The organism is Ensifer sp. MJa1 (assembly GCF_037026475.1).
In the GTDB taxonomy this organism is placed as follows: domain Bacteria; phylum Pseudomonadota; class Alphaproteobacteria; order Rhizobiales; family Rhizobiaceae; genus Ensifer.
The window spans coordinates 24548-36773 of the sequence record NZ_JAKUMO010000023.1; the positions used below are offsets into that span (position 1 = coordinate 24548).

Genomic DNA, 12226 nt, shown 5'->3' on the forward strand with positions numbered 1-12226 from the left:
GCAACGCAATCGCGGGCGCCGCACCACGCGGCGATCGGGAACATCAGTCAAGAAACGGCAAAATCATCAACGCCTCAGGGTCGAGACCGTGTTGCGCACATATGTCTCGCGCCAAGGCGAAGTACCTTTCCGCTGCATCGAGATCGTCGGCGTCCAGGCAGAGCGTCGCCAATCCATCATAACACGGAAACAGGAGCTGCGCCTCTTGCGTTTCTCCACAAAGCTCAAGCGCTTCCTGATAAAGGCTGCGGGCGACATCTGGCCGGCCATGACATTGATGGATCTGGCCGAGCACCAGCAGCGATACCGGCAAATGGTCGCGCTGGTCGAGCTCCCGGTCGATCGCGATGGCGCGCTCGGCTGCCGGCATGCCATCCGGCGCACAGCGATCGGTAAAGGTACAATAAGCGACGGCAAGATTGGCAAGCAGACGCGCCTGGAAACCAAGATCGCCGATACGCTTTGCCATATCGAAACCGCAGCGGCAGACCTCAATCGCGCGTTTCGGATCGGTCACTGCGTAAAGCACCGCCAAATTGGTATAGCCACGGCAGGCGGCATTCAGCAGATTCGCGCCTTCCGCCACGGTGACGCTTCGCTCGACGATGCCGATTGCTTCGGCGCTGCGGCCGAGGCGGGCAAGTGTCACGCCCTTGGTGTTCAGCGCTTCGGCCGTGACCCGCACCGCCTCTCGCTCGGTGTCCGGGTCATCCGGCGTAAAAGCCTCAATGCGATCCAGGGCGCCATCCGCCGCCTTCAGGGCGCCCGCATAGTCACCCATGCGGAAAGCAAGGTGGCCGCATTCCTGTGACAGATGCGCACCTTCGATCGGCGCACTAGCGCCTTCGAGCAGCGCGGCGGCCGCCGCAAAGGAAGCCAAAGCCTCATCACGCCGTCCGGCTTCCCAGAGATGATGTCCGAACTTTCGCTGGATCCGTGCCGAGGCAATCCGGTCGCTCGTGGCGCGGTAAACCTCCAGGAGCGCGCCGTAGTGCTGAACCGCCGCCTCGCGCTGGCCGGTCGGCCCGAGCAGATCGGCGACGCGCTCGCGTGCGGCAAGCCATTCGGGCCCCTCGTCGCCGGCAGCCACCAGCGCCGCCATGGCCTGTTTGTAGAGCCGGATGGCATCATCATTGGCATAGAGCGCGCGTGCCCGGTCTCCCGCCGCGATCAGGTAATGGGCGCCCTTGGCCTTGTGTTCGGAGAGACCGAAATGGTGGCCGAGCAACGCCATCTCCTCAAGCCGTTCGGTATCCTCGCCGAACCGGCGCTCCAGAACCGTGCCGATCAACGCATGTTCGTCCGTGCGCCGGCTCAGCAGAAGATTGTTGTAGACCACCTCCTGCAACAGCGTCTGGGTAAACCGATAGGTCTGGGCGCCCGGGTGCCCGACGCCGTCCCGAGTTTCTTCGATGATCTCCGTGTCGCAGAGCAGATCAAGAAGCGCATCCACCGGCGCCCGCCCCGAAACCGCTTGCAGCAGATCCGCATCGAAGCGCGGACCGATCATCGCAGCGTGGTACAACATCCGGCGGGCGTCGGCCGGCAGCCGATCGACGCGACTGAGCAGCATCGCCTCGATGGTCACCGGAATGTCGGCAGCCGCTTCGCCCTCCACCGCCCGCCAGACCGAGCCGACCTGCTGCATGGCAGATACTTCGATCAGGCCACGCACGATTTCCTCGATGAAAAGGGGATTGCCCCCGGCCCGTGCCAAGATGCGTTCTGCAAGCGCCGCAGGCAGCCCTTCCCCACCGAAGAACGCCGCAAGCAGCCGTCGCCGGTCGGCCTCAGAAAGCGGCGCCAGGCGTAGCGCGGTCAAGCTTGTATGGCCGGGCTTCAGGCGATCGGCATCGACGTCGGGCCTCTGGGTGGTCAAAAGCATCAACGGGCTGCCTTCGGTCCGGTCAAGGACGAAGGATATGGCCTCGAGTGAGGCAGCGTCGGCCCAGTGCAGATCCTCGATCACCAGCAGCAACGGCGTTCGTGACAGGCGCCGTTCAAAAATCGCCCTCACAGCCGCGAAAAGCTGCCGGCGCATTTGTTCCGGCTCCACATGGCGCAACAGCTCATTCTGGAAATCCAAGCCCAGAATCCGCAGGAACAGCGGCACGAGCTGTTCGAGCTTGTCTTGCGCAAAGCCGATCTCGGCCAATCCCGCCGCAAGCAGCTCTGTCGTCCGCTGCGGGGTGTCGCTCATCGAAATCCCATAGGCACCGCGCAACACCGCCGCGAGAACGCCATAGGACGGTTCTCCGAGCGATGAGCTGCCGGCACGGCGAACCACGACCTTCGAAAAGCGCGGATCTGCAGCCACCCGCTCGAGGAATTCCTTGACCAGCCGCGACTTTCCGAGCCCCGCCTCTCCCGTCAAACGCACCAGCTGCGCCGTCCCGCCGCAGGCGAGCTCGAGGCAATCAAGTAGGCGTTTCATCTCCGCCTCACGTCCGATCAGCGGCGCGCCAAGCCCCAGCGCCTCCAGACCACGGGCCGTTCGAGGGGCCTCCAGGGACTGCGTCAGCCTGTAGACCTCGACGCTTTCCGCCTTCCCGCGCAGCGTCGTTGCCCCAAGCGCCTCGTAGGCAAATGCGTGGCAGGTCAACCGATAGGTCACCGGCCCGACGAGGATCTCCCCAGGTCCCGCCAGCGATTGCAGCCGTTGTGCCGTGTTGACCGCGTCGCCGGTTACCGAATAGGCCTTGCCGTCGCCGGCGCCCAATTGTCCCGCCACCACGGTTCCGGTGTTGACCCCGATATGCAGGTTGAGCGGCTCACCGATCCGTCGCCGCCAGCGTTCGCCGACCCGCTTTGCCCGAACGGCCATGTCGAGCGCGGCACGAAGCGCTCTCTCCGAATCGTCTTCGTGCGCCACCGGCGCGCCGAAGAGAGCAAGCAACGCATCACCGATGAATTTGTCGACGAAACCACCGTAGGCCTCGACCGCTTCGGTCAGTTCTTCGAAGAGTTCGTTCTGGAAAGCTCGGAGGACCTCCGGATCCACCTGCTCGCCGAGCCCCGTAAAGCCGCAGAGGTCGGCAAAGAGGATGGTGGCTGTGCGACGGTCGGCGCCCGCATCCTCAGGCAATTGCGGGGCAAGGCTCTCTCTGCCAGGACTTCTGACCTGAGGCGTCTGTACCGCCGCAGGTCGAAAAACCGTCGGCTGCGTCGGCGTCGCGGTTCCAAGCCTGGTACCGCAGGTGGGACAAAACGAGAAGTGTGGCGGGCAGAGTACGCCGCAACTGGGGCACGGGCTATGCTGCTTGGCACCGCAATTCGGGCAAAACGCAAACCCGCCTTGGATCTCGCAACCGCACTCGTGGCAGTTCATCGAGGACGAACCTTCGAACGAGCCCGGTTGGCAGGGCAATGCTGAGCCAGCCGGGCATGAGGGCTTTGAAAGAATGAACCCGCGTTAAGGGCTTTGCAAGCAACGGCGAGAATCTCGATGGGAGACCGCAGATACCGCCTCTTCCAGTGTTTTCCGAAGGACAGGATCCCGATCGATCCGTTGAGGCTTACGGATGAATGCAGCGATGCTTCATCGGCACGGTCAGCCTCAAGCACCGTCAGGAATCGGCACCGTCAGGAATGGGCACGGCGCGCCTTCGGCGGGCGTGAAAATGTATCGAGGTCGATCGCCGCCCCGTCGGGCGCGCGGCACACCTCTTCCGGGTGCCGATCGCTGGCCTCGACGGCAAAATGAATGGCCGCGCTCTCGTTGGTAAAGAGGCCGCCGACGACGCCCTTGCGGTCGGAAACGACCCACCAGCCGTGCCGGTCGCGACCGACGACGAAACGCGCGCGTGCGAGAAAGCCGCGGCGGATTTGCTGCGTACTGCCCATGATGGAATGGTTCCTTGTTGATGATGGGAAAGAGTTAGCCGGCGATCCACGGAATGGCGGCCTGAATGCCATAGGCAAGGCCGAGCACGATGCCGAGCCGAATGCCGATGCCGAGGAAAGCGTCGCGAACCGCACTGTCGTTGCCGTGATCGCTTTCGGCGTGCTCGGCAATTTGGGCGCGCCGGCGCAGTTCGGCTTGGGCGGCCAGATGGGGAAGGCGTGACATGATCTGTCTCCTTTGGTGAATGGGAAAGTTGGCCGCCGCCCGTATGACTGGCAGGGAAAGGGTCCGTCCGATCTGCGATGACATCGACAGGTGTCCGTGGCGGCGGGTGATCGAATGAATGCTCAACCGGCCATCGCGATGCGAAGACTGCGGCCGATATGCGTCTCGCCCCTGATCTCGGTCAGCGGCTCGAGCGCTGTGCGGATCTCCGCTGCGGTCTCTGGCGCTACCGGCGTCAGCGGCAGCCGCAGCTCGGGGCTCAGCGCCCGAACGAGGTGCAGCGCATATTTGATCGGTCCCGGATTGGTTTCGCGCTCCAGCGCCACGTGCAGCGGCCGCAGGCGTTCGTGAATGGTGATCGCTGCCGACACGTTGCCCGTCGCGATCGCCTGATGCATTGCCACCACCAATCGCGGAACGACGTTGGAGGCCACCGATATCGTGCCGTGGCCGCCGCAGAGATTGAACGGCAGCGCCGTCTGGTCATGGCCCGAGAACTGGCGTAGCCGGCTTTTCACGGCCGTCGGCGAAGACAGGAACCGGCCGAGGTCACCAGTCGCATCCTTGATGCCGACGATCCCTGGAAGCTCCGCCAACCGTTCGACCGTGCGCGCGGCCAGATCCACGCCGCAACGTGACGGCACATTGTAGACGATGATCGGCAGATCGACGGCCTTTGTCACCGCCTCGAAGTGCCGGTAGAGGCCTTCCTGCGATGGCTTGCTGTAATAGGGCGCAACGACGAGCGCCGCGTCGGCGCCAAGCGCCTTGGCTTCGGCGGTCAGCTCGATCGTCGTCTCCGTGTTGTTGGTGCCGGTCCCGGCAATGACAGGGATCTTGTGCTCGGCGACTTCGACGCAACGCTCGATCACCATTGTCCGCTCTGCGCGCGACAGCGTCGGTGCTTCGCCGGTGGTGCCGCAGGCGACGATGCCGGAGATGCCGTGGCGGATCTGCCACTCGACCAGCGACATCAAGCCGACAGCATCGACCTTGCCGTCGCGAAACGGGGTGACGAGCGCTGTTATCGCCCCTTCGAGGCGCAGCGAATGCATGTTCATGGAAATTGTCCTTCAGGTGGGAAGATGGCCGGGGCCGACACCGGCAAGCTGGTGGCCGCGGCAGGAGCGCAGGAAGGCGCCAAGGATCGCTGCGGCGAGATCGGCGTGCCGCGCCTTGAAGGTGACGCGCCCGGCGCCCGGCGGCTGATAACGGAGCGCACAGGTCCAGAGCCCGAATTCGTGGCCGAGGGTGCGCAGGCAGAGTTTCGCCTCGGTCGTGGACGTCAGGTGAATGACCGCATCGAGCAGTGCGTCTGCCCCCATCAGCTCGCGGAACCGGCGCGATGGCCATTCGTCCGCAGTGAGACCGGGAAGCTCGCGGATGACGCGGACAGCTTCCCAGACGTGGTGCTCACGCAGGCGACGCACCGCGGTCAGCCGCAAGAGCAACGCCTCAAGGGCATCCAGGATCACTTCGTTGCCCTCAAGCCGTTCGACAGGATCTGGGCCGAGGGGACCGCTCATAACCGGGCGGGAAAAGTTGAAATCATGAAGAGACATGACACTCATCCGTATTCGATGTGCGAGAGGCTAGCTCTGCTCCGCGTCCGGATTCGATTCCGACTTCAACTGTTCGGCATAAGATTTCCGTAAAGCTCCCTCGTTTGTCGCTGTGCAAGGCGCTGCTGCACCGCTAGATTGGTGCTTGAGGGATCGAAACCCCGCGAAACACGGGCGCTGAGCGTCGAAATAATCTGACGCAAAAGATGACGCGCACGCAATTTTGCGCTAGGTAGCCCCTTCGGTGGCGATCCCGATCGCCATATCCGCGCAATACCCCCTGTCCGTGAAGGAACATGCCATGCCTGCCTATCGCTCACGTACCACCACCCACGGCCGCAACATGGCCGGTGCCCGCGGCCTCTGGCGCGCGACGGGCATGAAGGACAGCGATTTCGGCAAACCCATTATTGCGGTGGTGAACTCGTTCACCCAGTTCGTGCCGGGCCACGTTCACCTCAAGGACCTTGGCCAGCTCGTTGCCCGCGAAATCGAGGCGGCGGGCGGCGTTGCCAAGGAATTCAACACCATCGCCGTCGACGACGGCATCGCCATGGGTCACGACGGCATGCTCTATTCGCTGCCGTCGCGCGAGATCATCGCAGACTCGGTCGAGTACATGGTCAACGCCCACTGCGCTGATGCGATGGTCTGCATCTCCAACTGCGACAAGATCACGCCTGGCATGCTGATGGCGGCGCTCCGTCTCAACATCCCCGCGGTCTTCGTTTCCGGCGGCCCGATGGAAGCCGGCAAGGTCGTGCTGCACGGCAAGACCCATGCGCTCGACCTGGTCGACGCCATGGTCGCTGCTGCCGACGACAACGTCTCCGACGAGGACGTGAAAGTCATCGAGCGCTCCGCCTGCCCGACCTGCGGCTCCTGCTCCGGCATGTTCACGGCTAATTCGATGAACTGTCTGACCGAGGCGCTTGGCCTGTCGCTGCCGGGCAACGGCTCGACGCTCGCCACCCACGCCGACCGCAAGCGCCTGTTCGTCGAGGCCGGCCACCTGGTCGTCGATCTCGCTCGCCGCTACTATGAGCAGGAAGACGAAAACGTGCTGCCGCGCAAGGTCGCCTCGAAGAAGGCGTTCGAAAACGCCATGGCGCTCGATATTGCCATGGGCGGCTCGACCAACACCGTCCTGCACATTCTTGCCGCCGCCCACGAAGGCGAGGTCGATTTCACCATGGCCGACATCGACCGCCTGTCGCGCAAGGTTCCGTGCCTGTCGAAGGTGGCGCCGGCCAAGAGCGACGTGCACATGGAAGACGTGCACCGTGCCGGCGGCATCATGTCGATCCTCGGCGAACTCGACAAAGGCGGCCTCATCAACCGCGATTGCCCGACGGTCCACAGTGCCACGATCGGCGACGCGATCGATCGCTGGGACATCACCCGCACCTCGAGCGAGACCGTTCGCAACTTCTTCCGCGCAGCCCCGGGCGGCATCCCGACCCAGGTCGCCTTCAGCCAGGAGGCGCGTTGGGACGATCTTGATATGGACCGCGAAAAGGGCGTCATCCGCTCGGTCGAGCACCCCTTCTCCAAGGATGGCGGCCTTGCGGTTCTCAAGGGCAACATCGCCATCGACGGCTGCATCGTCAAAACTGCCGGCGTCGACGAGAGTATCCTGAAGTTCTCCGGCCCGGCCCGCGTGTTCGAAAGCCAGGACGCGTCGGTCAAGGCGATCCTCGGCAACGAGATCAAGGCCGGTGATGTCGTCGTCATCCGCTACGAAGGCCCGAAGGGCGGCCCGGGCATGCAGGAAATGCTCTATCCGACGAGCTACCTGAAGTCGAAGGGCCTCGGAAAAGCCTGCGCGCTCATCACCGACGGCCGCTTCTCCGGCGGCACCTCGGGCCTGTCGATCGGCCACGTTTCTCCGGAAGCGGCCAATGGCGGCACGATCGGCCTGGTCCGCGAAGGCGACACGATCGACATCGACATCCCGAACCGCACGATCAGCCTGCGCGTCGACGAAACCGAACTTGCCAAGCGTCGCGTCGAACAGGACGCCAAGGGCTGGAAGCCGGTCGAACAGCGCAAGCGCAAGGTGACGACCGCGCTCAAGGCTTATGCCGCCTTCGCGACGTCAGCCGACCGCGGCGCCGTGCGCGACCTTGGCGAACGCTAAGCCAGCGACATGCAAGGCAACGAAAGGCTCCCGTTTTCCGGGAGCCTTTTTGCTTTTGACGGATACGCAGCGATGAAGACACGCTTGCTTGCCGGGCCGCGTGTATCTGTTATTTTAGGCCACCCTAAGATTTAGGCAGGTGGGTCATGGCGAACGCATCTGAACTGCTCGGCACCTGGAAGATGCTCTCCTGGAAACGCAAGGTCGTCGCCACGGGCGAAACCAGCGACGCCATGGGCGCCGATCCTATCGGCTACCTGTCCTATTACCCCGATGGCCGCGTCAGCGCTGTCGTGGTGAAGCGCGATCGCCCTGCCTTGAAGGGCGCCGTGCCAACCAATGACGAAAAGGCGGCGCTCTTCGATTCGATGCTCGCCTATGCCGGATCCTACAGGCTTGAGGATGGCCGGGTCATCCACCAGCTGGATGCAAGCTGGAACCCGGCCTGGGGCATGTCCGATCTGATCCGCCCCTTCTTCGTGGAGGGCGACAGGTTGGTGATCCACGGCGCGCCCGCCATCGACCCCACGACCGGCGAAGAAGTCACCTACCATCTCGAATTTCGCAGAGTCTGACCGGCGCCTTTTAGCAGAACCTCAGAGATGGCGCGTCTCCACCGGCGCGTGGAACCAGTTGTTGTTGCGCCCGTCCATGTATCGCACCGGCGCTTCGGCGAGCACCGCCGGATCGAGATCGTCGAGGCAGGCGACGTTGACCGAATAATAGGCGCCGCCGATTTCTTCGATATAGCCATGACCGAAGGCGGCCACGCCACAGGTTTTGCAGAAGCGGTGATGCACGCTGTCACCGCCGAACTGGTAGTCGGCGATGTTGGCTTCGTCGCACTGCAGGCGAAAATCGTCGGGCTTGACGACTGCACCCCAATAGCGCCGTTTCCAGCAGATCGAGCAGTTGCACTTGCCCGTGCCGGCATCGAGGTCGACATCGGCTTCATAGCGGATGTTTCCGCAGTGGCAGCTTCCCTTGTAGGTCAATTTCATCGCCGTCCGTCCTTTCGCACCCGCCAACAATGACAATATATTGTCATTTTTGCTTCTTGCCATAACGACAATATGTTGTCAATATTCACAGACTTCGCGGCAACGGTTTCATGCCAGCCAGGAAGGCCGCTTGCGCAAGCACTCGCGAAACGACAGCATACTGTCATAACAGCCACGGTTCCTATCTCCCATGAACGACCCCGATCGCACCCCTGCCGGCGACGCCTTCGCCGAATTCGCAATCTCGGTGCTCCGCCTCGCCGGACCCTTGAACGTCGCCGGCGACATTCTTGCCAAGCCATCCGGTCAGACCAGCGCCCGCTGGCAGGTTCTGGCGGCGGCCCGCCACGGCCCGATGTCGGTTGCCGATGCGGCGCGTGCACTCGGCCTGGCACGCCAGGGGGTGCAGCGGATCGCCGATCTGCTCGCCGAAGAGGGCTTGATTGCCTATGAGGACAACCCCGCCCACCAGCGTGCCAAACTCATGGTCCTGACACCGGCGGGAACCGGCGTGCTCGGCGAGATCAAGGAAAGGCAGGCGGCCTGGGCAGATAGGCTCGGCGCCGACCTTGGAGAAGACCGGTTGCGCCAGGCTTCGGCGCTGATCGCTGAGGCGATCTCTGTACTCAAGGAACGCTCCCCGCTGCCGGAGCAGGCGTCGGAAGATCAAGGGCACGTGCGCCGCAATTCGCGCTAGCTCCGCCCGATCATCAAGAGATCGGCCCGCAACTGTTCGGGCCCGTCGACGCCGAGCGCCATATCGAGTGCGCCATGTGTTGAAGTCCAGATCGGCAGGGCGCGCTCAAGCAGCCGTTCCCCCTCTGGTGTCAGCCGCATGCGCCGCGACCTGCGGTCTTCGGCATCCGCAAAGGTCTCGACCAGGCCCCGTCGCTCCAAAGGCTTCAGCGCCGCCGTCAGCGTCGTGCGGTCCATGGCAAGCAACGCGGCGACCGAGCCCATGTTGGGCGGCGCGGGACGGTTCAGCGACATCAACAGGGAGAACTGCCCGTTGGTAATCTCAAGCGGCCGGAGCGCCTCATCGAAACGGCGGGCAATGGCGCGAGCGGCACGCTGCACGTGAAGGCAGAGGCAGGTATCCTTCACATGCAGGGTCGTCTCGAACGGAACGATCGGCAACTTTGACATATTCGATTAATGTTGATATCAACGTAATAAGTCAAGTGCGACGTTGGAAGGAGGAACGGGCATGAGACAGGATCCGGCAATCGTATCACCGGGAGAGTGGCTGGAGGCGCGCAAGGAGCTGCTCGCGCTTGAAAAGGAACACACCCACCTGCGTGACAAGGTCAACGCCGCCCGCCTGGCGCTGCCCTGGGTGAAGATGCAAGACACCTACATCTTCGATACACCCGCTGGGCGCAGGACGCTTGCCGATCTCTTCGACGGCCGCAGTCAGCTCGTCGTCTACCACTTCATGTTCGGTCCAACCTGGGAGGCTGGCTGCCCGGGCTGTTCCTTCCTCGTTGATCACTTTGGCGGCATGCTGCCGCACCTCAATCACCACGACGTAACGCTGATTGCCGCGTCGAATGCGTCGCTGGCAAAAATCGAAGCGTACAGGAAGCGCATGGGCTGGGACTTCCCGTGGGTCTCTGCGGCAGGCAACAGCTTCAACCGTGATTTCCACGCGGCGTTCTCGCCCAAGGAACTGGCAAGCGGCAAGGTCGCCTACAAATTCGCCGAAATCGACAGCGCCAGCGCCCACGAGGAATTGCCGGGGCTGAGCGCCTTTCAGAAGGCCGAGGACGGCACCGTCTATCACACCTATTCGACCTATGCCCGTGGCCTGGAGGAACTGGCCGGCACGCTGATGCTGCTCGACCGCGCGCCAAAGGGTCGCAACGAGGACGGGACGATGGACTTCGTGCGCCGCCACGACGAATACGATGAGGACCCGAAACGCAAGGCTGGCTAGGCCGCGTGCTTGACGGGCGGAACCTTTTGTCCGCGAAAAGAGTTTCGAGAACGCCTGCGCGTCGGCACGACGTCCGGCGCCTGCCGAAAAGGAAATCCCGTGAAAGCAGAACCGGAAGAAGCGCATCGCTGGCTCGAGCAGTTGCTCGGCGACTGGCAGGTCAGCACCTCTGGACCTGACGGAGAGCCCGACGGAAGCGGCCCCTGGAGTGAGCACGTGCGCTCCCTTCAGGGCCTCTGGATCGTCTGTGAAGGCCAGGGAACCATGCCCGGTGGCAGTTTCGGCCAGACGCTGATGACGCTCGGCTTCAATCCTCAGACCAAACGCTATGTCGGCACCTGGGTCGGATCGATGATGACCCACATGTGGCTCTATGACGGTGAACTGGACGCCGAAGGCAGATCCCTGTCCCTCAATTGCGAGGGGCCGGATTTCGAAACACCCGGCAGGATGGCGCGATATCGCGACATCATCACGCTTGTCGACCATTCGCGCCGTCAACTCAAGGCGCAGGTTCTGACGGCCGACGGAAGCTGGAGGGACATCATGTCGGCGCAGTACACGCGCCGTGACTAGGCACCCTTGCGCGTTACTACGCGAGGAGAAGAGATGTGCATGAACGCGCCGCCCGCGGTTCTTACGTGCCTTTGAAGAGACAGTCGATCGGCGCGGAGCGCCACGTTTCACCACATTAAAACGGAGGGAAGGAAAGGCAATGACAGGTCAGCATGGCAAGTTCGTCTGGTACGAACTGATGACGACAGACATGGATGCGGCCGAAAAATTCTACACCGACGTTGTGGGATGGGACGCCCGCGATTCCGGCATGCCCGGGATCAGATACACGCTTTTCAACGTCGGCGAGCGACAGGTCGCCGGCCTGATGACAATGCCGGAGGGCGCTCTTGAAATGAAGGTGCCACCGGCCTGGCTCGGCTATGTCGGCGTCGATGACGTCGATGCAACCGCCGCCAAAATCGCCGGCAAGGGCGGCAAGGTGCATCGGGCGCCGGATGATATTCCGGGTATAGGGCGGTTTGCCATCGTTGCCGATCCGCATGGAGCCGTGTTTGCCATCTTCAAGGGCATCGGCGAGCCGCCACCGGCGGCCGACCCGATGGCGGCGGGTTCCGTCGGCTGGCATGAACTGGCTGCCGGCGATCTCGACACCGAGTTCCCCTTCTATGCCGACCTCTTCGGCTGGACGAAGGACCAGGGCATGGACATGGGCGACATGGGTGTCTACCAGATCTTTGCCTGGAACGGCGCCCAGATCGGCGGGATGATGACCAAGTCGAAGGAGGTCCCCTCCCCCTACTGGCTCTATTACATCGGCGTGCCCGCGCTCGATGCCTCCATCGAACGCATCAAGGCGGGTGGCGGCAAGATCGTGCTTGAACCGATGGAAGTTCCGGGCAGCGCCTGGATCGTTCAGGCACTCGATCCGCAAGGCGCCCTCTTCGCCCTCGTGGCACCGAAGCGCTAACCACCTCGCACCGGACCGGGTAGATCCCGGCC

13 protein-coding genes are annotated in these 12226 nt (G+C 63.3%); 6 read left to right on the plus strand and 7 right to left on the minus strand.

Annotated features, from left to right (window positions below; genetic code table 11):
• Positions 1-43: 43 nt before the first annotated feature.
• From MKZ91_RS25210 to MKZ91_RS25230, 5 genes are all read right to left on the minus strand, one after another.
• Positions 44-3328 carry an adenylate/guanylate cyclase domain-containing protein gene (locus tag MKZ91_RS25210; protein ID WP_336173767.1) on the minus strand — a complete coding sequence of 1095 codons (3285 nt, stop codon included), beginning with the start codon at positions 3326-3328 and terminating at the stop codon, positions 44-46.
• 254 nt (positions 3329-3582) lie between these two features.
• The gene (locus tag MKZ91_RS25215; RefSeq protein WP_336173768.1) at positions 3583-3843 is read right to left on the minus strand and encodes a hypothetical protein; all 261 of its coding nucleotides are present in this window, start codon (positions 3841-3843) and stop codon (positions 3583-3585) included.
• A gap of 34 nt (positions 3844-3877) precedes the next feature.
• A complete protein-coding gene (locus MKZ91_RS25220; protein ID WP_336173769.1) occupies positions 3878-4069 on the minus strand; it encodes a hypothetical protein in 192 nt (63 codons plus the stop codon).
• 122 nt (positions 4070-4191) lie between these two features.
• Entirely contained in the window at positions 4192-5130 is a 939-nt protein-coding gene (dapA, locus tag MKZ91_RS25225; RefSeq protein ID WP_336173770.1) for a 4-hydroxy-tetrahydrodipicolinate synthase, read from the minus strand.
• A 12-nt stretch (positions 5131-5142) separates the two neighbouring features.
• Positions 5143-5631 carry a hypothetical protein gene (locus MKZ91_RS25230; RefSeq protein WP_336173771.1) on the minus strand — a complete coding sequence of 163 codons (489 nt, stop codon included), beginning with the start codon at positions 5629-5631 and terminating at the stop codon, positions 5143-5145.
• A gap of 301 nt (positions 5632-5932) precedes the next feature.
• On the opposite strand from MKZ91_RS25230, the gene ilvD reads away from it, so the two are divergent.
• Both ilvD and MKZ91_RS25240 read left to right on the plus strand, forming a co-directional pair.
• A complete protein-coding gene (gene ilvD / locus MKZ91_RS25235) occupies positions 5933-7771 on the plus strand; it encodes a dihydroxy-acid dehydratase (RefSeq protein WP_336173772.1) in 1839 nt (612 codons plus the stop codon).
• Between the two features lie 146 nt (positions 7772-7917).
• Positions 7918-8346, plus strand: a complete 429-nt coding sequence (locus tag MKZ91_RS25240; RefSeq protein WP_336173773.1) for a lipocalin-like domain-containing protein — start codon at positions 7918-7920, stop codon at positions 8344-8346.
• 21 nt (positions 8347-8367) lie between these two features.
• Here the strand turns inward: MKZ91_RS25240 and MKZ91_RS25245 are convergent, their stop codons facing one another.
• Entirely contained in the window at positions 8368-8772 is a 405-nt protein-coding gene (locus MKZ91_RS25245) for a GFA family protein (RefSeq protein ID WP_336173774.1), read from the minus strand.
• Between the two features lie 190 nt (positions 8773-8962).
• Here MKZ91_RS25245 and MKZ91_RS25250 point away from each other — a divergent pair, with 190 nt between their 5' ends.
• The gene (locus MKZ91_RS25250; RefSeq protein WP_336173775.1) at positions 8963-9469 is read left to right on the plus strand and encodes a MarR family winged helix-turn-helix transcriptional regulator; all 507 of its coding nucleotides are present in this window, start codon (positions 8963-8965) and stop codon (positions 9467-9469) included.
• Here MKZ91_RS25250 and MKZ91_RS25255 read toward each other — a convergent pair.
• The gene (locus tag MKZ91_RS25255) at positions 9466-9918 is read right to left on the minus strand and encodes a MarR family winged helix-turn-helix transcriptional regulator (protein WP_336173776.1); all 453 of its coding nucleotides are present in this window, start codon (positions 9916-9918) and stop codon (positions 9466-9468) included. The two genes, MKZ91_RS25250 and MKZ91_RS25255, sit on opposite strands and share 4 nt — an antisense overlap.
• Positions 9919-9979: 61 nt before the next feature.
• On the opposite strand from MKZ91_RS25255, the gene MKZ91_RS25260 reads away from it, so the two are divergent.
• From MKZ91_RS25260 to MKZ91_RS25270, 3 genes are all read left to right on the plus strand, one after another.
• Entirely contained in the window at positions 9980-10708 is a 729-nt protein-coding gene (locus tag MKZ91_RS25260; RefSeq protein ID WP_336173777.1) for a DUF899 domain-containing protein, read from the plus strand.
• Between the two features lie 99 nt (positions 10709-10807).
• Positions 10808-11284 (plus strand): DUF1579 domain-containing protein, encoded by a 477-nt coding sequence (locus MKZ91_RS25265; protein WP_336173778.1) that lies wholly within the window; start codon positions 10808-10810, stop codon positions 11282-11284.
• A 139-nt stretch (positions 11285-11423) separates the two neighbouring features.
• Complete coding sequence (locus MKZ91_RS25270) at positions 11424-12194, plus strand: VOC family protein (protein ID WP_336173779.1); 771 nt, start codon at positions 11424-11426, stop codon at positions 12192-12194.
• The last annotated feature ends 32 nt before the right edge of the window (positions 12195-12226 follow it).